Genomic DNA, 22,437 nt, shown 5'->3' with positions numbered 1-22,437 from the left:
TTTCATTTTCCGTTTTATAACCCCCTTCGCACTGCCATACCACCTCTTTTTCAGGGTTTTTTGCATTACCGCACTCTTCTCCAGGCAAACGTTTACCTTTTGTGGATTAATCGCTTGATCCGAAAATTGAGCTGCGTATAATGCCACCCGTTTTGCCGGGAGGAATTATGGTTCAGTGTGTACGACATCGCGTCTTACCGCGTCTGAAAACAGGCGCTGGCCTGCCGTTTTTTCTTTCCGTTGCATCCGTATTCGTAAAGCCCCTTATTTAAGGGGCTTTTTTTTTGCCCAGGCGTCAGGAGATAAACATGGCTAATCCGCTGTATCAAAAACATATCATTTCTATAAACGATCTCAGCCGCGAAGACCTTGAACTGGTACTGGCAACCGCAGCAAAGCTCAAAGCCCATCCACAGCCTGAGCTGCTGAAGCATAAAGTGATTGCCAGCTGCTTTTTTGAAGCGTCGACCCGCACCCGCCTGTCGTTTGAAACCTCGATGCACCGCCTGGGCGCCAGCGTGGTCGGTTTCTCAGACAGCAGCAACACCTCGCTGGGCAAAAAAGGCGAAACCCTGGCCGATACCATCTCGGTCATCAGCACCTATGTCGATGCCATCGTTATGCGCCACCCGCAGGAAGGCGCGGCGCGCCTGGCGACCGAGTTCTCCGGCGGTATTCCGGTACTCAACGCCGGCGACGGCGCGAATCAGCATCCGACGCAGACCCTGCTGGATCTGTTCACCATTCAGGAGACCCAGGGCCGTCTGGAAAATCTTAACGTCGCGATGGTCGGCGATCTGAAATACGGCCGCACCGTTCACTCCCTGACCCAGGCGCTGGCGAAATTTAACGGCAACCGCTTCTACTTTATCGCGCCGGACGCGCTGGCCATGCCGCAGTACATCCTCGACATGCTCGACGACAAAGGCATTGCCTGGAGCCTGCATAGCGCCATTGAAGAGGTGATGGAAGAGGTGGACATTCTGTATATGACCCGGGTGCAGAAAGAGCGCCTCGACCCGTCGGAATATGCCAACGTGAAGGCGCAGTTTGTCCTGCGCGCCGCCGATCTGGAAGGCGCCCGCGCCAACATGAAGGTGCTGCACCCGCTACCGCGTATTGATGAAATCACCACCGATGTCGATAAAACGCCGCATGCCTGGTACTTCCAGCAGGCGGGCAACGGCATCTTCGCGCGCCAGGCGTTACTGGCGCTGGTACTGAATAGCGATCTGGCACTGTAAGGGGAAAAAGAGATGACACACGACAACAAATTACAGGTAGAAGCCATCAAACGTGGCACCGTTATCGACCATATCCCGGCGCAGGTCGGCTTTAAGCTGCTAACCCTGTTCAAACTGACCGAAACGGATCAGCGCATCACCATCGGCCTGAACCTGCCGTCAGGCGAAATGGGCCGCAAAGATTTAATCAAAATCGAAAACACCTTCCTGACCGACGAGCAGGTCAACCAGCTCTCCCTGTATGCGCCGCAGGCGACGGTGAACCGCATTGATGATTATGAAGTGGTCGGTAAATCCCGTCCGCATCTGCCGGATCGCATCAACAACGTGCTGGTTTGCCCCAACAGCAACTGCATCAGCCACGCCGAGCCGGTCTCTTCCAGCTTTGCGGTAAAAAAACGTGAAAACGATATCGCGCTGAAGTGCAAATATTGTGAAAAAGAGTTCTCACATAATGTGGTTCTGGCGAACTAATTGAGGTTGGTATTGCGTACCCGGCTCCCTATAATGGCCGGGTCTCTTACCTCTCATCTTTCGCAGTTAGCGACGCGAAAGATTTATATAATGCTGTGATTCAGGAGAACTCATGTCTAAAACTATCGCGACGGAAAATGCACCCGCAGCTATCGGCCCGTACGTTCAGGGTGTTGATCTGGGTAACATGATTATCACTTCCGGCCAGATCCCGGTAGACCCGAAAACCGGCAGCGTGCCGGAAGATGTCGCCGCTCAGGCGCGTCAGTCGCTGGACAACGTGAAGGCCATCGTTGAAGCCGCGGGTCTGAAAGTGGGCGATATCGTTAAAACTACCGTTTTCGTGAAAGATCTGAACGACTTCGCCACCGTGAACGCCGCCTATGAAGCCTTCTTCACTGAACATGACGCCACCTTCCCGGCGCGCTCCTGCGTGGAAGTGGCGCGTCTGCCGAAAGACGTGAAGATTGAGATTGAAGCGATCGCCATTCGTCGCTAATCGGATGCGGTATGAACAAAGGCAGCCAACGGCTGCCTTTGTTGTTTCTGCGCGTAAAGCTCCCCGCTCACTGCCAGCCGTAGCGACGGCTGTAGAAACCTTTCACCATCTGCGTCAGCGTCATATAGCCCGCCAGGATGGCAATTAGCCACGGGAAGTAGCTTAGCGGCAACGCCTGAAGCTGCAAATAGCCTGCCAGCGGCGAGAACGGCAGCGCAATCCCTACCACCATCACCAGCAGCGTCATCACGATCAGCGGCCAGGCCGCGCGGCTCTGAATAAACGGGATCCTGCGCGTGCGGATCATATGCACAATCAACGTCTGCGACAGCAGGCCAACCACGAACCAGCCGGACTGGAACAACGTTTGATGTTCCGGCGTATTGGCATGGAACACCCACCACATCAGACAGAACGTCAGAATATCGAATATCGAACTGATCGGCCCAAAAAAGACCATAAAGCGCCCGAGATCCGCCGGGTTCCAGCGCTGCGGTTTACGGATCTGCTCATCGTCAACGTTATCAAACGGGATCGCGACCTGGGATACATCGTACAGCAGGTTCTGGATCAGCAGATGCAGCGGCAGCATCGGCAGGAACGGCAGGAAGGCGCTGGCCACCAGCACGCTGAAGACGTTACCGAAGTTGGAGCTGGCGGTCATTTTGATGTACTTGAGCATATTGGCGAAGGTCCGGCGGCCTTCAATAACCCCCTCCTCCAGCACCATCAGGCTCTTCTCCAGCAGGATGATATCCGCCGCCTCGCGGGCAATATCCACCGCGCCGTCGACGGAAATACCGATATCCGCCGCGCGCAGCGCCGGGGCGTCGTTAATGCCGTCGCCCATAAAGCCCACCACGTGTCCTTCGCGTTTCAGCAGGGTCACGATACGCTCTTTGTGCAGCGGCGCCAGGCGCGCAAACAGGGTCGTACGTTTTGCCAGCTCGGCTAGCTCATCATCGTTCAGCGCTTCAACCTGGCTGCCGATAACCACATCCCCCGCGTCCAGCCCCACTTCGTGGCAGACTTTGGCCGCCACCAGCTCGCTGTCGCCGGTGAGGATTTTGACCGTAATGCCGCTGGCCTTCAGCGCCTTCAGCGCCGGGGCTGTGGTCTCTTTCGGCGGATCGAGGAAGGCGATATAGCCTTCGAGGATCAGGTCTGACTCATCCGCGCGCTGGTAGTCGCCTTCGCGGGCGGGCAGGTACTTCGTCGCCACCGCTACCACGCGCAATCCCTGACGGTTGAGGGTATCGGTCACGCGACGGATGCGCCGCAGCATGGTGTCGTCCAGCGGTACGATGTCGCCGTTATAGCGCACCTGGGTCGAGACGTTGAGGATCTCCTGCAAAGCGCCTTTGCAGATCAGCTGATGGACGTTGTCCTGCTCCTGCACCACCACCGACATACGGCGACGCTCAAAATCGAACGGGATCTCATCCACTTTTTGCCAGCGTTCCGCCAGCCCGCGCGCCGGCTCCAGTTCCACTCCCTCCAGCACTGCGGTATCGAGCAGATTCTTCAGTCCGGTCTGATAATGGCTATTCAGCCAGGCGGTATGCAGCACGCGTTCGCTCACTTTGCCGGAGACATCGGTGTGGTTCTCCAGCACGATTTTATCCTGCGTCAGGGTACCGGTTTTATCGGTGCACAGAATGTCCATCGCGCCAAAGTTCTGTATCGCGTCGAGATGCTTGACGATCACTTTCTGTTTCGACAGCTTCACCGCCCCGCGCGCCAGGGTCGAGGTGACGATCATCGGCAGCATTTCCGGGGTCAGGCCCACCGCGACGGAGAGCGCGAACAGCGCCGCCTCCCACCAGTCGCCTTTGGTGTAGCCGTTAATCAGCAGCACTATCGGCGTCATCACCAGCATAAAGCGGATCAGCAGCATGCTGACCCGGCTGATGCCTTTCTGAAAGGCGTTCGGCTCGCTTTCCTGCTCGCTGACGCGACCGGCCAGCTGGCCAAACCAGGTGCCGCCGCCGGTGGCGAAAACGATGGCCTGCGCCGATCCGCTCACCACGTTGGTGCCCATAAAGCACAGGGTGTCGCACTCCAGCGGGTTCGTCTGTAGCGGGTCGCGGGTGCGGGTCACTTTTTCGACGGGCAGCGATTCCCCGGTCAGCGAGGCCTGGGCGACAAACAGGTCGCGCGCCTGAATGATGCGCAGATCTGCCGGGATCATGTCTCCCGCCGATAGCTTGACGATATCTCCCGGCACCAGCTGGTCGATAGGGAGTTCGCACCAGCGGCTCTCGCCCTGCTCGTTCACCACCCGCAGGACCGTCGCGGTGTTGCTGACCATCGCCTTCAGGGCATCCGCCGCTTTGGTCGAGCGGGCTTCCTGGATAAAGTTCAGCAGCGTGGAGATCCCCACCATCAGGGCGATAACCGCCGCGGCAAACAGATCCTCCGTCGAGTAGGAGACGATACCCAGGACGGTCAGCAGCAGGTTGAAGGGGTTGCGATAGCAGCTCCACAGATGCACCCACCACGGCGACGGCTTCTGCGCCGGGATCTGGTTTTCGCCGTACTGCGCGATTTTCTGCGCCACTTCGCCTTCGTTTAGCCCTTCCGGATGGCTGGCGAAAGCGCGCCAGATTTCATTCTCATCCATTGCCGCCACGTTCAGGCACTGCTTACCGAGAGAATCCGGGATCGGCGCGCTCGCCAGATTGCGGGCATCGGGTAGCGGATCGCGTTGCACTAAACGACGCGGTAAATGACGGCCAAGCTGGGCAAACAGCTGGCGGGTAAAATTTTTCAACATAAACAGTCCCTCCGCGCTCGCGCGAGCGAACGCAGCGCTACCGACAGGCGCGAGTCAACCTTACCTGTCAGGCATATTATTTTTATGGCAGGGACATCAAGGACGTCGCTGCTTTACGCTTCCGGTAAAGCAGCGCTAAGCGGGATTACCGGAAAAAAAGATGGCTCCATCGAGGGTCGGGAGTGGGTTCGGGGTCCATAAAATCTCCGGTAAATGAATACAAACGGCGCGAATTATATCGTCACCGATAATCTATTTGTGGCTATTATGGCGATGATACCCCCGGGTAGCTAAACCAGACGTAAACCAGACTTTGCTCATTGTGGTTTCCTTGAGTAGCATTAGGCTGACTTTAATCGGACCACAACGAGAACCCTGCATGCAAAACCGGCTGACCATCAAAGATATCGCGCGCTTAAGCGGCGTCGGGAAATCGACGGTATCCCGCGTGCTTAATAACGAAAGCGGCGTTAGCGAACGCACTCGCGAGCGAGTGGAAGCGGTGATGCAGCAGCACGGATTTTCGCCCTCGCGTTCCGCCAGGGCGATGCGCGGCCAGAGCGATAAAGTGGTGGCGATCATCGTCACCCGTCTGGATTCGCTGTCGGAAAACCTCGCCGTTCAGACCATGCTCCCCGCCTTTTACGCCCAGGGCTACGATCCGATTATGATGGAAAGTCAGTTCTCCCCGGCGCTGGTCGAGGAGCATCTCGGCATGCTCGCCCGGCGCAATATCGACGGCGTGGTGCTGTTTGGTTTTACCGGCATCCAGCAAGAGATGCTCACCCCTTGGCGGGAGACGCTGGTGCTGCTGGCCCGCGACGCGCCGGGCATCGCCTCCGTCTGCTATGACGATGAAGGGTCGATCAGGATGCTGATGCAGCGCCTTTACGATCGCGGGCATCGCCATATCAGCTTCCTCGGCGTGCCGCATAGCGATGTGACCACCGGGCAGCGCCGCCACCAGGCCTATCTCGATTTCTGTCTGAAAAAACGCCTCACTCCCCTCGCCGCGCTGCCGGGTCTGGGCATGAAACAGGGCTACGAAAGCGTCGCAGAGGTGCTATCGGCAGAGACCAGCGCGCTGGTCTGCGCTACCGATACCCTCGCGCTGGGGGCCAGCAAGTATCTCCAGCAGCAGGGAATCGATCGCCTCCAGCTTGCCAGCGTCGGCAGCACGCCGCTGATGAAGTTTCTCCACCCGGAGATCCTGACGGTCGATCCCGGCTATGCCGAATCCGGACGCCAGGCGGCACAGCAGCTGATCGAGCAGATCGCCGGCAACCGTGAGCCCCGTCAAATCGTCATTCCCGCCGTACTGAATTAAGTCCGCCTGAGCGATTTATGTGATCTTCGCTGCGTTTCGGGAACGTTCCCATTTTGCAATTCAAACGAAGCGGTTAGGATTCAGCTCAAGTTAAATATGCTATCTCTCCCCCTCGGTCATGAGGCCTCATCATGAGTAAAGTGAATCAGCAGGACATCGATAAACTTATCGAACTGGTGGGCGGGCGCGACAATATCGCCACCGTCAGCCACTGTATTACCCGTCTGCGCTTTGTGCTGAATAATCCGGCCATCGCCAAACCGAAAGACATTGAACAGCTACGCATGGTGAAGGGCTGCTTTACCAACGCCGGACAGTTCCAGGTGGTGATCGGCACCGAGGTTGGCGACTACTATAAAGCGCTGCTGGCGACCACCGGCCAGGCCAGCGCCGACAAAGAGCAGGCCAAAAAAGCCGCGCGGCAAAATATGAAATGGCATGAACAGCTCATTTCACACTTCGCGGAGATCTTCTTTCCGCTGCTGCCTGCGCTGATCAGCGGCGGCCTGATCTTAGGCTTCCGCAACGTGATCGGCGATCTACCGATGAGCAACGGCCAGACGCTGGCGCAGATGCACCCGTCGCTGAAAACTATTTATGACTTCCTGTGGCTGATTGGCGAGGCGATCTTCTTCTACCTGCCGGTGGGCATCTGCTGGTCCGCGGTCAAGAAAATGGGCGGCACGCCGATCCTCGGCATCGTGCTGGGCGTCACGCTGGTCTCTCCGCAGCTGATGAACGCCTACCTACTGGGCCAGCAGGTGCCGGAAGTCTGGAATTTTGGTCTGTTCACGATTGAGAAAGTCGGCTACCAGGCGCAGGTTATCCCGGCCCTGCTGGCGGGACTGGCGCTCGGCTTTATCGAAACGCGGCTGAAACGCATCGTGCCTGACTATCTCTATCTGGTGATCGTACCGGTCTGTTCGCTGATTCTGGCGGTCTTCCTCGCGCACGCTTTTATCGGCCCGTTTGGCCGCATGATTGGCGACGGCGTGGCCTGGGCCGTGCGTCACCTGTTAACCGGCAGCTTCGCGCCGATTGGCGCCGCGCTGTTCGGCTTCCTGTACGCGCCGCTGGTGATTACCGGGGTTCATCAGACCACGCTCGCCATCGATATGCAGATGATTCAGAGCATGGGCGGGACGCCGGTATGGCCGCTGATTGCGCTATCCAACATCGCCCAGGCATCGGCGGTCGTGGGAATCATCATCGCCAGCCGCAAGCAGAATGAACGCGAAATCTCCGTTCCGGCCGCCATTTCCGCCTACCTCGGCGTCACGGAGCCGGCCATGTACGGTATCAACCTGAAGTACCGCTTCCCGATGCTGTGCGCGATGGTCGGCTCCGGTCTTGCCGGGCTACTGTGCGGTCTGAACGGCGTAATGGCCAACGGTATCGGCGTCGGCGGCCTGCCGGGCATCCTCTCTATCCAGCCAACCTACTGGCAGGTTTACGCGCTGGCGATGGCCATCGCCGTGGTGGTGCCGATTGTCCTGACGACGGTCGTCTACCAGCGCAAATTCCGCCAGGGCACCTTACAGATTGTCTAACTTCTTATTTTCGGGGCGCCCAGGCGCCCCCTTGCTGTAGCAGGAACGCGATATGAATACCCTTCCCCTCTGGTGGCAAAACGGCGTTATTTATCAAATCTATCCGAAGAGTTTCCAGGACACGACCGGGACCGGAACCGGCGATCTGCGCGGCGTGACCTCCCGCCTCGACTATCTGCAAAAGCTCGGCGTTGACGCCATCTGGCTGACGCCGTTCTACGTCTCGCCGCAGGTGGATAATGGCTACGACGTCGCCAACTATACCGCTATCGACCCAACCTACGGTACGCTGGACGATTTCGACGAACTGGTCGCTCAGGCGCACGCTCGCGGGATCCGCATTGTGCTGGATATGGTGCTGAACCACACTTCGACCGAACACGCGTGGTTCCGCGAAGCGCTCAATAAAGAGAGTCCGTATCGCCAGTTCTATATCTGGCGCGACGGTGAACCCACCACGCCGCCCAACAACTGGCGCTCTAAATTTGGCGGTAACGCCTGGCAGTGGCACGCCGAAAGCGAGCAGTACTATCTGCATCTGTTCGCGGTTGAGCAGGCGGACCTGAATTGGGAAAACCCGGCGGTGCGCGCGGAGCTGAAAAAAGTGTGCGAGTTCTGGGCCGATCGCGGCGTCGACGGCCTGCGCCTCGACGTGGTCAATTTGATCTCCAAAGACCAGACCTTTCCGTCCGATACGGATGGCGACGGCCGCCGCTTCTATACCGACGGCCCGCGAGCGCACGAATTTTTGCAGGAGATGAGCCGCGATGTGTTCACCCCGCGCGGTCTGATGACGGTCGGCGAAATGTCCTCCACCACGCTTGCGCATTGCCAGCAATATGCAGCGCTCGACGGCGGCGAACTGTCGATGACCTTTAACTTCCACCATCTGAAGGTAGACTATCCCGGCGGCGAGAAGTGGACGCTGGCGCGCCCGGATTTTGTGGCCTTGAAATCGCTGTTCAGGCACTGGCAGCAGGGGATGCACAATCGCGCGTGGAACGCGCTGTTCTGGTGTAACCACGACCAGCCGCGCATCGTCTCCCGCTTCGGCGACGAGGGGGAGTACCGCGTCCCGGCGGCGAAAATGCTGGCGATGGTGCTTCACGGTATGCAGGGCACGCCCTATATCTATCAGGGCGAAGAGATCGGCATGACGAATCCGCACTTTATGCGCATTACCGATTATCGCGACGTTGAGAGCCACAACATGTTTATCGAACGCGCGGCGCAGGGTCAGGACCCGGATGAACTTCTGGCGATTCTGGCCAGCAAATCGCGCGATAACAGCCGTACGCCAATGCAGTGGAACAACGCTGATCACGGCGGTTTTAGCGCAGGCGAGCCGTGGATTGCGCTGTGCGATAACTATCGCGAGATCAACGCCGAAGCGGCGCAGGCGGACCCGGAATCGGTGTTTTATACCTATCAGCAGCTGATTGCGCTGCGCAAGAGCGCGCCGGTGCTGACCTGGGGCGACTATCAGGACCTGCTGCCGGAACATCCGTCGCTGTGGTGCTACCGCCGTCAGTGGCAGGGACAAACGCTGGTTGTCGTGGCGAACCTGAGCCGCGAGTTCCAGCGCTGGCAGCCGGAAGCGATGAGCGGCGAATGGGGGATGCTGATGAGCAACTACGCGGAAGCGGCAAACCGTCCTGCCGCTATGACCCTGCGTCCGTTTGAAGCGGTATGGTGGCTGCAGGAGTAACCCCCTCCCCGGCTTGCGCTACGCTTAGCCGGGCTACCGATGCACAGCCGTCTGCGGGCCGGTAGCCCGACGCCGGGATGAATGCATCGGTATGGCTTCTTCCCGGGTCGCGCTGCGCTTAGCCGGGCTACAGTCCATCGCCATCTGCGGGCCGGTAGCCCGGACAGGCGCGTCAAGCGCCGCCTCCGGGAATACGCTTTAAATACGCTCCGCCGCAGACAGCGTCGGGCTGGCTTCCGGCTGCGCTGACGCCTGCTCTTCTTTTGCCTTCAGGCGATCCCATACCCGGAAAAAACGGATAATAGATCACCAGCGAGATCGCCAGGTTCACCACCTGCAGCACCGCGCCGGAAATATGTCCCCCCGTCGCCAGATAGCCGCTCATAAAAATCGGCGTGGTAAACGGCAGCGCAATCCCCGCCGGCTTCATCACCAGCCCGGTGGCCATCGCGGTATACGAGACAATCACCAACAGGACCGGCGTCAAAATAAACGGCAGGAAGAAGTACGGGTTCATCACCAGCGGAATGCCGAATACCATCGGCTCGCTGATATTGAACAGCGCCCCCGGCGCGGCAATTTTCCCCAGCTGTTTCATCTGCTGGCTACGGCTGCGCAGCAGCATAAAAATCACCAGCCCCAGCAGCGCCCCGGTACCGCCGGGCGCAATCCATAGGTCATAAAACTGCTGGGTGATGATATGCGGGATCGGCAGTCCGTTCTGAAACGCCTCCAGGTTCTCCGACATATTCGACAGCCAGACCGGGCGAATAAACACCAGCACGATGGTGTCGCCGTGCAGCCCCAGGGTCCACAGAATGCCAATCAGGATCACCGAGATAATCATCCCCGGCAGCGAACCGCCGACGTGCGACATCGGAATACCAATCAGCGTGGTGATCATGCTATTGATATCGCCGAACGGCGAGGCTTCGACGATCAGGCGCAGCGCCAGCACCACGGCCAGCACGCAGAAGCCGGGGATCAGGGCGAGAAAGGATTTCGCCACCGCCGGCGGTACGCCGTCCGGCATGCGGATCACCAGATTACGGCTGGCCACCAGGCGGTAGATCTCCGTGGAAAGCAGCGAAATCACAATCGCCACAAACAGTCCCTGGCTGCCAATCATCCCCACCGGCAGCACGCCTTTGACAAGTTGCGCCGCTGAACCATCTGCCGGCGTAAAGAGCGTCACCTGCGGGATCGTCATCACAAACGCCACCAGCGACATCGCCCCGGCGCTAAGCGGGTCCAGGGTGCGATATTTTTCCGCCAGCCGGTAGGCAATGCCGAAGGCCGAGAGCAGCGCCATGATGTCATAGGTCGCTTTGACCGGGTACAGCATTTTGTCGCGCCAGGCATCGCCAAATACGCTGGCCATCATCTCACCGTAGCCGGGAATCGGCAGGTAGGCGAATATCAAGAAAAACGAACCAATCAGCATAAACGGCATATTGAGAATAATGCCGTCGCGTACCGACAGGACATGCTTCTGGCCGCCGATTTTCAGCGCGGCGGGCATGACATAGCGTTCAATAAATGAAGTACGAGACATAGTGGTATCCCCGAAGGCGGAAAAGTTTAGTTAAACTGCGTTAGCCAGGGGCGGTTGATGGTTAACACCTCATCAAGCAGCGCCCGGGCATCGGTCACATTCCCGACCAGCGGGTTACTGACCAGCGCCAGCAGCGCGCTATCCCGGCAGCCGTGGACCGCGGCCTCAATCGTCAAGCGCTCGAAGGCTTTCACCTGCTGCGTCAGGCCGTTCATGATCGGCGGCAGCGCGCCAAAGGCCAGCGGTCGCGCGCCCTGCGCGTCAATAAGGCTGTTAATTTCCACCACCGCATCATCATCAAAACCGTGGATCGCGCCGTTGTTGCGGGTATTCACCACCATCTCTTTGCCAAGATTGTTGTAGATGGCGTTAATCAGCTCCACCGCCACTTCGGAGTAGTAAGCCCCGCCGCGCAAGCTAAGCTGTTCGGGCTTTTCATCCAGCTCAGGCCGGGCATAGATGTCAAACAGCTCCTGTTCCACCTTCATCACCTGCTCCGCGCGGGTGCCTTTGGTTTTCGCCGCCTCAATCTCTTCCGCCAGCATGGCCGGCGTCAGCCAGAAATAGCGGTGATAGGGACAGGGAATCGCCTTCAGGGCCCGCAGAAACTCCGCCGGCCACGGCAACGATTTAATATTGTTCATCGACAGCGATTGACCGTCGCACAGCATGTCGAGAACCTTACGGGTGACATCCTCCCGCCCCTGCATCACTTTGTGTACCCAGACCATATGATTCAGCCCGGCGAAGCTCAGCCTGACCTCCTCTGCTTTTGCCTCCAGCATGCCGGCGATCGTATGCTGCATGTTGATCGGCACGTTGCACAGGCCGATGATTTTGGCGCTGCTGTAGCGGCTCACCGCCTCCGTCACGATCCCCGCCGGATTGGTAAAGTTGAGGATAAAGGCGTCGGGTGCCAGCGCCTCCACTTTGCGCGCGACCTGCAACATCACCGGAATGGTGCGCAGCGCTTTGGCGAATCCGCCGACGCCGGTGGTTTCCTGGCCCAGCAGGTTATATTTCAGCCCCAGCCGCTCATCCGCCGCCCGCGCCGCCAGCTGCCCGACCCGCAGCTGGGTCAGGACGAATTTAGCGCCGCGAATGGCCTCATCCAGGCGGAAATGGACGCTGACCTTAACCTGTTCGAGGCCATGGCGCTTGAGCATACGCTGGGCCAGCGCGGCGATAATCGCCACTTTCTCGCGCCCGGCTTCGACATCGACCAGCGCCAGTTCCGTAACCGGAATCTGCTGATGGCGAAGGATAATGCCTTCGATAAGTTCCGGCGTATAGCTGCTGCCGCCGCCGATGACGGCAATTTTCAATGTTTGCATAGTGGCCTCATTTTTGGCGTACAGATCCCCGCGCAAGGCCGCAGCGGCTTTGCGAAATGAACGCGTTGATGGGAAAGCGTTAGTGGTTCAGCAGAGCGAGCGCTTTATCAAGAACGGCGGCCCCGCGCATCATGCCGTAATCCGCCATATCGATTACCGCAACAGCTTTCCCGTGCGGGGCAGCAAGCTCGGTCAGTCGGGCCGCTTCGTACTTCACCTGCGGCCCCAGTAAAATCACGTCGGCATTCGGCAACTCGCGTTCAAACTCGGCAACGGGCACGGCATAAATCTCCAGCGCCAGCGCGCGCTGCTGCGCCTCGGCTGTCATTTTGTTAACCAGCATGCTGGTGGACATTCCGGCGGCGCAGCACAGGACGATACGTGGCATAATTCCTCCCAATGGGTTTTGCTTGAGCGAGCGCTAAATAGACACCATCGACTATAAGACGAGGTGCCGGTATGGGTGAAGGCTATATGAAAATTTTTTTCATGTACGTGATCGAAGCGTTATTTTTCACCTCTTTACCCCGCCATATAAGCGAAACCGGCAATAATCTCAGGCGTTGCGCGTGATTAAGTGGTATAAAAAGCCAGCATCATTTGAAAAATATTTTCAATCAGGCGGTGGCGGAGAAAGAGGCTGAAAGCATGGATATCGTAGGGCAGTTACAGGAAGGCATGGCGCGCTTTAGCGCTCAGGAATCAAGAGTCGCGGCATTTATTCTGCAGAATTTAAGCTTTACCGCCAGCGCTTCGATTGATGAACTGGCGGTGCGCGCTGGCGTGAGCGCAGCCACAATTACCCGCTTTGCCCGCTCCGTCGGCTGCGAAGATATTCGTGATTTGCGCAAGCAGCTGGCGCAGGCCTGCGAACGTCGCACCAGTTGGCTAAACGAGGAGAGCGCCGCGCTGCCCGCCGCGTGGCGCGACAAGTTAAGCCTGATTAGCGCAAATCTGGAGCAGCAGCTGGTCAGCACGCCCGAGTCGACGCTGCAAAAGCTGCGCACGCGCCTGCAAAATGCCCGCGCCGTGCACTGTTTCGCCCTCGGCGCGCAGGATATCGCGCTGGCGACGCTGCTTCAGCACCAGCTGCTCTCCATCGGTATCGTGATGAATCTCTGCCAGGACAGCGCCCTGATGCGGATGATAGCCAGTACCCTCAGCGACGATCATCTCCTGCTGGTGCTGGCAACCGGCGAGGCCGACGCGATTTTGCAGGGCGCCACCCTGCTGGCCCGGGTACAGGAAGCGACGATTTTCGCCCTCACCCCGGCCAACCACGCGTTGAGCAATATGGCCTCCGCGCTATTGCCCCTGCCTGAGAATGCGCAGGCCGCGCGTTACGCCCTGCTACTGCTGGTCGACCTGCTTAACGACGCGCTGCTCGCCTGACGTTATCCCTTTCGGGCCTGAATTTCCTGCGTTCAGGCCCCATTTTTGCTTATTTTATAAGCGGATAAATTTACATTAAGCGCAAGCGCCCATCATTCCTGCTCTCCTCTTTTTACTTTGTTCTGCATCAATAAAATTGCAAACATCTTTGATGCAAAGCACTACATATAGAACTTAAAATGCGTCCCGGCCCCACATATTGTATTAATAGTCTATTATGTCACCACGCCCATCGTACTCAGGCGGTGATGGGATGTGGATAAAAAGGGCCGGGATCGGAGGGAAACGGCGGCAGCTATAGCGCCTCGTGGCTTCGATTGTCCTTCCGCCTCTGTGGATAACCTGTTCTGTAAAAATTATGGAGTGATCATGACACCGCATGTGATGAAACGCGATGGCTGTAAAGTGCCGTTCAAGTCAGAGCGCATTAATGAAGCAATTCTACGTGCAGCTAAAGCAGCGGGAGTCGATGACGCAGACTATTGCGCCACCGTCGCAGAAGTCGTTAGCCAGCAAATGCAGGGCCGCGCCCAGGTGGATATCAGCGAGATCCAGACCGCCGTTGAGAACCAGCTGATGTCCGGGCCGTACAAGCAGCTGGCGCGCGCCTACATTGAATATCGCCACGACCGCGATAGCCAACGTGAAAAGCGCGGTCGTCTGAACCAGGAAATTCGCGGCCTGGTTGAGCAGACCAACTCGGCGTTACTCAACGAGAACGCCAACAAAGACAGCAAAGTCATCCCTACCCAGCGCGATCTGCTGGCAGGCATCGTCGCCAAGCACTACGCGCGCCAGCACCTGCTGCCGCATGACGTGGTGATGGCCCACGAGCGCGGCGTGATCCACTATCACGATCTCGACTACTCCCCGTTCTTCCCGATGTTCAACTGTATGCTGATCGATCTTAAAGGCATGCTGACCCAGGGATTTAAAATGGGCAACGCCGAGATTGAACCGCCGAAGTCTATCTCTACCGCTACCGCGGTGACGGCGCAGATTATCGCTCAGGTCGCCAGCCATATTTATGGCGGTACGACCATCAACCGCATCGATGAAGTACTGGCGCCGTTTGTTACCGAAAGCTTCAATAAGCACCGTAAAATTGCCGAAGAGTGGCACATCCCTGACGCCGAAGGCTACGCCCGTTCCCGCACCGAGAAAGAGTGCTACGACGCCTTCCAGTCGCTGGAATATGAAGTGAACACCCTGCATACCGCCAACGGTCAGACGCCGTTCGTGACTTTCGGTTTTGGCCTTGGCACCAGCTGGGAATCGCGCCTGATTCAGCAGTCCATTCTGCGCAACCGCATCGCGGGCCTCGGTAAAAACCGCAAAACGGCGGTGTTCCCGAAGCTGGTCTTCGCCATTCGCGACGGCCTGAACCACAAGTTCGGCGATGCGAACTACGACATTAAACAGCTGGCGCTGGAGTGCGCGAGCAAGCGTATGTACCCGGACATCCTCAACTACGATCAGGTCGTGAAGGTGACCGGCTCGTTCAAAACCCCGATGGGCTGCCGCAGCTTCCTCGGCGTGTGGGAAAACGAGGACGGCGAACAGGTGCACGATGGCCGCAATAACCTCGGCGTTATCAGCCTCAACCTGCCGCGCATCGCGCTGGAAGCGAAAGGCGACGAAACCGAGTTCTGGAAACTGCTCGACGAACGCCTGCAGCTGGCGCGTAAAGCGCTGATGACCCGCATCGCCCGCCTGGAAGGGGTAAAGGCTCGCGTGGCGCCGATTCTGTATATGGAAGGGGCCTGCGGCGTGCGTCTGAAAGCGGACGACGACGTTTCGGAGATTTTCAAAAACGGCCGCGCGTCGATTTCGCTGGGCTATATCGGCATCCATGAAACCATCAACGCGCTGTTCGGCAACAAGCATATGTACGATAGCGCTGCGCTGCGTGAGAAAGGCGTCGCCATCGTTCAGCGCCTGCGCGAAGCGGTAGACCAGTGGAAAGACGAGACGGGCTACGGCTTTAGCCTGTACAGCACGCCGAGCGAAAACCTCTGCGACCGCTTCTGCCGTCTGGATACCGCTGAGTTCGGCGTGATTGAAGGCGTGACCGATAAAGGGTATTACACCAACAGCTTCCACCTCGACGTGGAGAAGAAGGTGAACCCGTACGACAAAATCGATTTTGAAGCGCCTTATCCGCCGCTGGCTAACGGGGGCTTTATTTGCTACGGCGAGTACCCGAATATTCAGCACAACCTGAGAGCGCTGGAAGACGTCTGGGATTACAGCTATCAGCACGTACCCTATTACGGGACCAATACGCCAATCGACGAATGCTACGAGTGCGGCTTTACCGGTGAGTTCGAGTGCACCAGCAAAGGGTTCACCTGCCCAAAATGCGGCAACCACGATGCTTCTCGCGTATCGGTAACCCGCCGCGTGTGCGGCTATCTCGGGAGCCCGGACGCGCGTCCGTTCAACGCCGGCAAGCAGGAAGAAGTGAAGCGCCGCGTGAAGCATTTGGGTAACGGGCAAATCGGTTAATTCCGCGCGATTCAGCCCTCTCCCCAACGAGGAGAGGGTACCGACCAGTAGCCGTTTGGCTCCTCAGGAGCCGTTCCCGGATCGCGGCGCAACGCGCTTTTTATCCAGGGCTACCGCCACTATATGGGTTTCCTCAAATCAGTTGGCGTTGTAGCAAGGCGGCAAGCGAGCAAGTCCCGGGGAGCTTACTGTAGTAAGTGACCGGGGCGCACGAGCGCAGCCAACGCCGCTACAGCGTCAAATGAGAAGAGGAAACAATGAATTACCATCAGTACTACCCGGTAGATATCGTTAACGGTCCGGGCACCCGCTGCACCCTATTTGTCTCCGGCTGCGTTCACGAGTGCCCCGGCTGCTACAACAAAAGCACCTGGCGGCTGAACTCCGGCATGCCGTTCACCGCCGAGATGACCGACCGCATCATTGCCGACCTCAACGACACGCGCGTTAAGCGCCAGGGGATCACCCTCTCCGGCGGCGACCCGCTGCATCCGCAGAACGTCCCGGAGATCCTTAAACTGGTTCAGCGCGTTCGCGCCGAGTGCCCCGGTAAAGACATCTGGGTATGGACCGGCTACACGCTTTCCGAACTTAACGACGCGCAGATGCAGGTGGTGGATCTCATCAACGTGCTGGTTGATGGCAAATTTGTGCAGGATCTCAAAGACCCGGCGCTAATCTGGCGCGGCAGCAGCAACCAGGTTGTGCACCATTTGCGTTAATACCAGCATGGCGTTCATCAGTTAATTTTCACCAGGCCACCTTTAATCACCAGCATCCCGCCGCCGTCAACGGTCTGGGTGGCACTGGCTTTGCTGGTAAGCGTCGCTCTTGCTTCCTGGCTGATGGTTACGGCTTTCTGGGACAGTGAGGATTTGGCTTCACTGGCGATGCTGGCGGCATCCAGCTTCATGCTGCCTGACGCGCTGGCGTTAAGACCCGCCCCACTCTTTATGTCCAGGGTTTTGCCGCTCTCGAGGGTGAGCGTGCCGCTGACCTTAATCGTTAGATTACCGTCAACATTGAGCGTGTAGTTGCCTTTTACCTTATGCGTCTCATTACCGTCGATAGCGTGTTCCTGATCGCCCTTCACCGTTACGCTGCGTTTATTTTTCACACTCAGGATCTCATCATGGCCAACGATGGTTGTACTGTCGTTCAGCACGGTGACCTGAAAATCCTTCTGCGCCTGCATCGCCAGCAGCTCGGCATCTTTTTTGTCGTCGAAGCGCAGTTCGTTAAAGCCTTGTTCGCTGTGGGTTTTAATGCCCGACTGAGTTTGATTCGCCGGTAGCGCATACGGCAGGGCATTCGCGCCGTTGTATACACAGCCGGTAATGAGCGGCTTATCCGGGTCGCCGTCGATAAAGCTCACGACCACTTCCTGACCAATGCGCGGGATAAACTGCGCGCCGAAGCCGTTACCGCTCCAGGCGGTGGCGACCCGCAGCCAGCAGGAGCCGATCTCATCGTTTTTGCCTTCCCGCTCCCACGGAAACTGCACTTTTACCCGTCCGAGCTTGTCGGTCCAGATTTCTTCTCCATTTTTGCCGACCACCGTTGCGGTTTGCGTAGGCATAAACGGCTTCGGCGTGGCGCACGGTGGGTGATACGGGGTGGCTTTCGGGATAGCGGTAAAACGGTTACGGTAGCGTTCGCCGTCATATTCCTGGCTGACGGTGGTGATGAGCCAGTCGATATTGGTTGCTTTGTCGTCATGATCGGCGAGGGTAAACCAGTGCCCTGCCATCAGCGCTGGGCAGTCGCTTTCGCCGATCAGCTGTTTCGGCTGCTCAGATTTATCATTGCCGGGGTGAGCCCCCTGCGCGGTAGCCTGTAAACGCAGCTGCGCCGAACGAATCATTCCGGTTTCCCGCCCGCCGTTCTGAGCCGCCTGATACTTGACTTTTTTCTCGCCGGGAATAGGCGGGCAGGCGCTGTTATCATCCGCCAGCACCAGCGTATGCTTGCCTTCTTTATGGGTGAAGAACCAGAAGATCCCCTCCTGCTCCAGCAGCCGCGAGACAAAATTGAAGTCGCTTTCCTTATATTGCAGACAGTATTCGCGCTTCGCCGGTTTGCTTTTCAGCTGGAACTTGTAGTCGGTAAATCCGCCGTCCTTAAACACCTTCTCGACAATTTCTTGCGCGTTGAGATTCTGAAAAACGCGGTTGTTGCTGGAGAGCGTCAGCCACCACAGCCAGGGGCGCAGCACAAACTGATAGCGATCGGCGTTGCTGGTCGCCGGAAGCTGGCGTGCCTCGGCAATCAGCCCGTCATAGTCGGCATTGTTGATCGTTGTTGTTAGATGGGTCGCCAGCACGGTATCAAGGATTAACGGCACGGAGGTGGTTCCTGCGACAGTGGCGGTGGTCAGGCCGTTAAGCTGGGAGTCGGTGCGCGCGGTCGCGGCGGTAAGGCCGGTCAGGGTGAGTTTGATGATGGTGGTTTCGGGCATGGGAAATTCCTTTTCAGCAGCAGCGCTAACGCCGGTCAGCATGATGATAAACATCATCACCATCGCACCTACCTACGGCAATCGCAGGAACACCAGCCTCCTGATCCACGACCTGATACCCGGCGCTACGTAGCTTGATTTTATAACGGTATAATTTGCCGCAAAGGCAGGCGGTGCGAAGCTTCCACCCTCAGCTACCTTTCTTATTCATCGCCACATCCCAAACGGAAGAGACGTTGCCTTCTTTCTGACCATCCGATTTCTGAGCGGTGATTTCCCATTTAATTTTGGTAAAGTTCAGCGACATCGTTTCGACCGGTTTGCCGCCGGAACCGCCGCTAACGCTCAGATGTGAGATAACGACGTTCATCATGGTATATACGATAAATGGCAGCATTTTTCCGTTATCATTACGGCACAACGTCAGAACGGCTTCTGTAATCGGTTTCCCGCTACAGCAGTACTCATTGAGCTTTGGCGTCGCGAGATCGACAAACTTGGTCAACGACATTTCACCGACATGCGCCCGCCCTGAGGTACGTTCAGTGTTACTGACGTCATTAGCGATCTGCATCGCCACGTTATGGCTGTAGCTCATGATCTCAAGCTGTTTTTCAAATCCTTTGGCCTGACTTTCACCTTCGATATCGTCGAGCTTTAAAAAAATCGCATCCATCTTTTGCTCCTTATCAATCAGCCGGCAACCGGTAGCGGCAGTTCCGCCATCAGCCGAATCGCACCGCTTTTTTTCACATTCCTATTATTTTTACGCACATTGAACTAATACAATGACTTTTATGCTAAGCGTCTTCGCCTATATTCGCCCATTCCTGTTACGAGAATATTCGTAGTGCTAATCCTGTCGCCCCACTATTCAAATAGTATTTTTCAGGATAACTATAAGCAATATAAAAAACACAACCACAAATAAATATCAATCAAATTCTTTACTGCCAAGCACCGAATATGAATTGATAAAAATCAAATTAAAACAATTAATTAACCAAAATCAATTAGATGTAAAAAAACCAACAAAATATACATCGATAAAAACCGCTCGCTGATATCAACTCTTTAACAGGTTAAATTATGAATAGTGATATGCATCAAAAAACGCATCTACTTTATTTATTACTTTGGTTATGTAGTATCTGTTCAAACTAATAAACGGGCGCTGAATGTTATAAAAGCGCATCAGTTTATTCCGCGAGTCATCATCCGCCGACTGTGGCGGCAACTGGGGGTATTACCATGAGTTGTCCCGGAGTTTGTACCGGCGCATTATTGCAGTGCTCATTTGGCGTTGCGCCGTCGATGCTGAACGTACTGCTCACCAGCCCCACCCTCGTCAGCAACATGCCGATGGCGAATATTATGGATAACAAACCGTTTGTGAATATTTTGCCGTTCGGGATCTGCAACAGTATCGCCAACCCGACGGTGGCCGCCGCTACCGCCGCAGCGCTTGGGGTATTGACGCCGATGCCCTGTATTCCGACAACGCCCGCGCCGTGGATGCCAGGCTCACCCACGGTGCTGGTGGGGAATATACCCGCCCTCACCGCCCAGTCACAGTTGATGTGCATATGGGGCGGCGTGATTCAGATTCGTTTTCCTGGGCAGATGACGACGGTCGTGGCGTGATGTTGTGAACGGTGACAGATACGGAAAACGCGGCGAAGGGCCAAATCAAAATCGGCTGACGCACTCCATCGCCACCGCTTTAAACTCATCAAAGCTGCGGGTGACGGCCAGGCGGGCCATAGCGCGTTCGCGCAGGAAGGTAACGAAAATATCGTAGATCGCCATCGCTTCTTCATACTCGCTTTTGCTGATGGCAAGCAGGAAGATGATATGCGCGGTTTCATCGCCCCAGGCAATGCCGTGCGGCGCAATCACGGTATAAACCACGGTCTTTTTTGCCAGCAGCCCAAGGGCGTGGGGCAGCGCGATGCCGTCGCCGAGCATGGTGCTGACGATAGCCTCACGCTCCACCACCGAATCATGAAACTCCGCGCCGACAAACCCCTCCCGCTGCAGCTGCTGGCACAGCGTGGCAAACAGCGTCTGCCGATCCATCGGAGCATCAATTACCTGAAAGTGGGCCTCATCAAAATACTTATTCAGCATCCACGGACGCGTGCGGTCCACCAGCACCAGCTTGCCGATTTGGTCGAGCTGATAGTCGGTAGGAAACGGCGCAATGGTCACCACCGGTTTATCTTTCTCGCTGATGCGCACGGTGGAGATGACAAAATCTTCCGCGACTTCTTGCCGCTGTTCATATTCGCGCTGCGAGAGGGTGGCGGCAATTTCCAGCTGCGGATACTTCCGCTGCAGGATGGCTTCAATCATCCGCACCATCGCGTTGCTGGTATCGCACACCAGCAGCACCTGCGGCTGACGCTGGTAGCCGATATTGTAATGGCGCTCCAGCCCGACGCCGATATGCAGCACCAGAAAGCCGATCTCATTTTCGCTGATGGCGTAGGGGGTATATTTTCCCCAGCTGGATACCGCCGCCAGGGTCATATCCCACGCCATCGGATAGTGCTGCTTGATGTTATCGAGCAGCGGATTGGGGATCATTATCTGGTAGCGCACGCGGGTGATCATGGTCTTAATATGGGTCAGTAAATCCGCATGCAGCTGGGCGTCGTCCAGCAGATTGTAGTTATATTGCTGATTGATATAGCGCAGGATGTAGTTCACCAGCGCTTCGTCGTCGTCGGCGCTGATGGTGCCCGGATCGACGTCCTGCACCTGACGGGCGGCAAGATGGACGCACAGCCACTCCTCTTCCGCCGCGGCAAGCGGTTTACCCGCCAGCTGTTGCAGGGTGCTCGCCAGCTCGCGGGCGGCGTCGCGCACGTTCTGCGCCACATCCTCGGCGCTAAAGTCGGCCAGCGGATACCCTTCGCTCACGCGGCGCACGGCAACCGCGCCGTACAGGCAGACAAAACGTTCTCCCGCGTCAGTCAGGCGCACATGATGGCGGGTCAACGTCTCCTGCAGCACGCCCGCCAGCAGCGCCGGTACGCTGGCGTCAAACGCCTCTTCGCCGATAAGCGGGTTCAGCGGCCCCTGCTGGCTCAGCTCCCACAGCAGATCGGTCAGGCAAGCGCGAATGGAGACCTCGCTCCCGAACAGCTTCATGCCGTGGCGCGGACGGGTCTCGAGGGTAAGCTGATAACGCTGAAAACGTTCGCGTACGTCAACCATGTCGCCCTGTAAGGTGGCGCGGCTGACGAACCACGCATCGGCCAGGTCCTCCAGCTTGATAGAAAACGCGGAGGTTAAAAAGCGCACCAGCAAAAAGTGGCTGCGATCCGCCGCGGTTCGCGGGATGTGCTGCGCTTTCGGCGCGCTCTCTTCCAGCGTCTGATAGCGCGACGGATCGTGGATCACCAGCTGATAACCGCTGCCGCGAGTGAGGGTGAACTGCGCGCCGTAGTGCTGCAGCAGCGCGTTCAGCGCGGTAATGTCCGCGCGCACCGTGCGTGTAGAAACCGACAGCCGCTGCGCCAGCTCCTCCTGCGGCAGCGTTTCGTTTTGCAACAGAGTAAACAGCTGCGCTAAACGTTGATTGGGAAATCGCATGTCAGTTCCTTT

General features: G+C 57.3%; 18 protein-coding genes and 1 pseudogene. 11 read left to right on the top strand and 8 right to left on the bottom strand.

Annotated features, from left to right (window positions below; translation table 11 throughout):
- Positions 1 to 167 precede the first annotated feature (167 nt).
- From BWI76_RS03000 to ridA, 4 genes are all read left to right on the top strand, one after another.
- The gene (locus BWI76_RS03000) at positions 168 to 272 is read left to right on the top strand and encodes a pyrBI operon leader peptide (RefSeq protein WP_009652331.1); all 105 of its coding nucleotides are present in this window, start codon (positions 168 to 170) and stop codon (positions 270 to 272) included.
- A gap of 36 nt (positions 273 to 308) precedes the next feature.
- Complete coding sequence (pyrB, locus tag BWI76_RS02995) at positions 309 to 1,244, top strand: aspartate carbamoyltransferase (protein ID WP_049087203.1); 936 nt, start codon at positions 309 to 311, stop codon at positions 1,242 to 1,244.
- A gap of 12 nt (positions 1,245 to 1,256) precedes the next feature.
- Positions 1,257 to 1,718: an aspartate carbamoyltransferase regulatory subunit gene (pyrI, locus tag BWI76_RS02990; RefSeq protein ID WP_004137189.1), complete on the top strand. Its 462-nt coding sequence runs from the start codon at positions 1,257 to 1,259 to the stop codon at positions 1,716 to 1,718.
- Between the two features lie 112 nt (positions 1,719 to 1,830).
- Positions 1,831 to 2,217, top strand: coding sequence for a 2-iminobutanoate/2-iminopropanoate deaminase (gene ridA, locus BWI76_RS02985; RefSeq protein ID WP_004137191.1), 387 nt, complete (start codon positions 1,831 to 1,833; stop codon positions 2,215 to 2,217).
- A 67-nt stretch (positions 2,218 to 2,284) separates the two neighbouring features.
- On the opposite strand, the gene mgtA is transcribed toward ridA, so the two are convergent.
- Both mgtA and mgtL read right to left on the bottom strand, forming a co-directional pair.
- Positions 2,285 to 4,993, bottom strand: a complete 2,709-nt coding sequence (gene mgtA, locus BWI76_RS02980; RefSeq protein WP_049131478.1) for a magnesium-translocating P-type ATPase — start codon at positions 4,991 to 4,993, stop codon at positions 2,285 to 2,287.
- Positions 4,994 to 5,138: 145 nt separating this feature from the next.
- Positions 5,139 to 5,192, bottom strand: a complete 54-nt coding sequence (gene mgtL, locus BWI76_RS28725) for a mgtA regulatory leader peptide MgtL (RefSeq protein WP_219192905.1) — start codon at positions 5,190 to 5,192, stop codon at positions 5,139 to 5,141.
- A 180-nt stretch (positions 5,193 to 5,372) separates the two neighbouring features.
- Here mgtL and treR point away from each other — a divergent pair, with 180 nt between their 5' ends.
- From treR to treC, 3 genes are all read left to right on the top strand, one after another.
- Positions 5,373 to 6,320, top strand: a complete 948-nt coding sequence (gene treR / locus BWI76_RS02970) for a trehalose operon repressor TreR (protein ID WP_024360510.1) — start codon at positions 5,373 to 5,375, stop codon at positions 6,318 to 6,320.
- A gap of 131 nt (positions 6,321 to 6,451) precedes the next feature.
- Entirely contained in the window at positions 6,452 to 7,870 is a 1,419-nt protein-coding gene (gene treB / locus BWI76_RS02965; protein ID WP_004128239.1) for a PTS trehalose transporter subunit IIBC, read from the top strand.
- A 52-nt stretch (positions 7,871 to 7,922) separates the two neighbouring features.
- Entirely contained in the window at positions 7,923 to 9,578 is a 1,656-nt protein-coding gene (gene treC / locus BWI76_RS02960) for an alpha,alpha-phosphotrehalase (RefSeq protein ID WP_004137201.1), read from the top strand.
- A 198-nt stretch (positions 9,579 to 9,776) separates the two neighbouring features.
- Here treC and celB read toward each other — a convergent pair.
- From celB to BWI76_RS02945, 3 genes and pseudogenes are all read right to left on the bottom strand, one after another.
- Positions 9,777 to 11,133 (bottom strand): annotated as a pseudogene (gene celB, locus BWI76_RS02955) (PTS cellobiose transporter subunit IIC).
- A gap of 26 nt (positions 11,134 to 11,159) precedes the next feature.
- Positions 11,160 to 12,467, bottom strand: a complete 1,308-nt coding sequence (locus tag BWI76_RS02950) for a 6-phospho-beta-glucosidase (protein ID WP_049087206.1) — start codon at positions 12,465 to 12,467, stop codon at positions 11,160 to 11,162.
- Positions 12,468 to 12,546: 79 nt separating this feature from the next.
- Positions 12,547 to 12,855 carry a PTS sugar transporter subunit IIB gene (locus BWI76_RS02945; protein ID WP_004137208.1) on the bottom strand — a complete coding sequence of 103 codons (309 nt, stop codon included), beginning with the start codon at positions 12,853 to 12,855 and terminating at the stop codon, positions 12,547 to 12,549.
- A gap of 260 nt (positions 12,856 to 13,115) precedes the next feature.
- On the opposite strand from BWI76_RS02945, the gene BWI76_RS02940 reads away from it, so the two are divergent.
- The 3 genes from BWI76_RS02940 (at position 13,116) to nrdG (ending at position 17,089) form a co-directional block, all read left to right on the top strand.
- Positions 13,116 to 13,859, top strand: a complete 744-nt coding sequence (locus tag BWI76_RS02940; RefSeq protein ID WP_024360515.1) for a MurR/RpiR family transcriptional regulator — start codon at positions 13,116 to 13,118, stop codon at positions 13,857 to 13,859.
- Positions 13,860 to 14,228: 369 nt separating this feature from the next.
- Positions 14,229 to 16,367 (top strand): anaerobic ribonucleoside-triphosphate reductase, encoded by a 2,139-nt coding sequence (gene nrdD / locus BWI76_RS02935; protein WP_004128226.1) that lies wholly within the window; start codon positions 14,229 to 14,231, stop codon positions 16,365 to 16,367.
- Between the two features lie 257 nt (positions 16,368 to 16,624).
- On the top strand, positions 16,625 to 17,089 hold the full coding sequence (nrdG, locus tag BWI76_RS02930; protein ID WP_024360517.1) for an anaerobic ribonucleoside-triphosphate reductase-activating protein: 465 nt from the start codon (positions 16,625 to 16,627) through the stop codon (positions 17,087 to 17,089).
- Between the two features lie 17 nt (positions 17,090 to 17,106).
- Here the strand turns inward: nrdG and BWI76_RS02925 are convergent, their stop codons facing one another.
- Together BWI76_RS02925 and BWI76_RS02915 are read right to left on the bottom strand one after the other, a co-directional pair.
- Positions 17,107 to 18,825 (bottom strand): type VI secretion system Vgr family protein, encoded by a 1,719-nt coding sequence (locus BWI76_RS02925; RefSeq protein ID WP_064371567.1) that lies wholly within the window; start codon positions 18,823 to 18,825, stop codon positions 17,107 to 17,109.
- A gap of 190 nt (positions 18,826 to 19,015) precedes the next feature.
- Entirely contained in the window at positions 19,016 to 19,501 is a 486-nt protein-coding gene (locus BWI76_RS02915) for an Hcp family type VI secretion system effector (protein ID WP_004137212.1), read from the bottom strand.
- A gap of 575 nt (positions 19,502 to 20,076) precedes the next feature.
- Here BWI76_RS02915 and BWI76_RS02910 point away from each other — a divergent pair.
- The gene (locus BWI76_RS02910; protein WP_064342101.1) at positions 20,077 to 20,469 is read left to right on the top strand and encodes a DUF4280 domain-containing protein; all 393 of its coding nucleotides are present in this window, start codon (positions 20,077 to 20,079) and stop codon (positions 20,467 to 20,469) included.
- A gap of 45 nt (positions 20,470 to 20,514) precedes the next feature.
- Here BWI76_RS02910 and BWI76_RS02905 read toward each other — a convergent pair whose 3' ends face one another.
- Complete coding sequence (locus BWI76_RS02905) at positions 20,515 to 22,425, bottom strand: BglG family transcription antiterminator (protein ID WP_004137216.1); 1,911 nt, start codon at positions 22,423 to 22,425, stop codon at positions 20,515 to 20,517.
- Between the last annotated feature and the right edge of the window lie 12 nt (positions 22,426 to 22,437).

Origin of the sequence: Klebsiella sp. M5al (genome assembly GCF_002090195.1) — a bacterium.
Lineage (GTDB): Bacteria > Pseudomonadota > Gammaproteobacteria > Enterobacterales > Enterobacteriaceae > Klebsiella > Klebsiella grimontii.
The sequence above is the reverse complement of the archived record's forward strand: the minus strand, read 5'-3'. Positions and strand labels throughout refer to the sequence as shown.

Bases quoted from the DNA above. Each gene is read 5' to 3' on its own strand.
- BWI76_RS03000 (WP_009652331.1), top strand. From the start codon at position 168: ATGGTTCAGTGTGTACGACATCGCGTCTTACCGCGTCTGAAAACAGGC.
- pyrB (WP_049087203.1), top strand. From the start codon at position 309: ATGGCTAATCCGCTGTATCAAAAACATATCATTTCTATAAACGATCTC.
- pyrI (WP_004137189.1), top strand. From the start codon at position 1,257: ATGACACACGACAACAAATTACAGGTAGAAGCCATCAAACGTGGCACC.
- ridA (WP_004137191.1), top strand. From the start codon at position 1,831: ATGTCTAAAACTATCGCGACGGAAAATGCACCCGCAGCTATCGGCCCG.
- mgtA (WP_049131478.1), bottom strand. From the start codon at position 4,993: ATGTTGAAAAATTTTACCCGCCAGCTGTTTGCCCAGCTTGGCCGTCAT.
- treR (WP_024360510.1), top strand. From the start codon at position 5,373: ATGCAAAACCGGCTGACCATCAAAGATATCGCGCGCTTAAGCGGCGTC.
- treB (WP_004128239.1), top strand. From the start codon at position 6,452: ATGAGTAAAGTGAATCAGCAGGACATCGATAAACTTATCGAACTGGTG.
- treC (WP_004137201.1), top strand. From the start codon at position 7,923: ATGAATACCCTTCCCCTCTGGTGGCAAAACGGCGTTATTTATCAAATC.
- BWI76_RS02950 (WP_049087206.1), bottom strand. From the start codon at position 12,467: ATGCAAACATTGAAAATTGCCGTCATCGGCGGCGGCAGCAGCTATACG.
- BWI76_RS02945 (WP_004137208.1), bottom strand. From the start codon at position 12,855: ATGCCACGTATCGTCCTGTGCTGCGCCGCCGGAATGTCCACCAGCATG.
- BWI76_RS02940 (WP_024360515.1), top strand. From the start codon at position 13,116: ATGGATATCGTAGGGCAGTTACAGGAAGGCATGGCGCGCTTTAGCGCT.
- nrdD (WP_004128226.1), top strand. From the start codon at position 14,229: ATGACACCGCATGTGATGAAACGCGATGGCTGTAAAGTGCCGTTCAAG.
- nrdG (WP_024360517.1), top strand. From the start codon at position 16,625: ATGAATTACCATCAGTACTACCCGGTAGATATCGTTAACGGTCCGGGC.
- BWI76_RS02925 (WP_064371567.1), bottom strand. From the start codon at position 18,825: ATGCCCGAAACCACCATCATCAAACTCACCCTGACCGGCCTTACCGCC.
- BWI76_RS02915 (WP_004137212.1), bottom strand. From the start codon at position 19,501: ATGGATGCGATTTTTTTAAAGCTCGACGATATCGAAGGTGAAAGTCAG.
- BWI76_RS02910 (WP_064342101.1), top strand. From the start codon at position 20,077: ATGAGTTGTCCCGGAGTTTGTACCGGCGCATTATTGCAGTGCTCATTT.
- BWI76_RS02905 (WP_004137216.1), bottom strand. From the start codon at position 22,425: ATGCGATTTCCCAATCAACGTTTAGCGCAGCTGTTTACTCTGTTGCAA.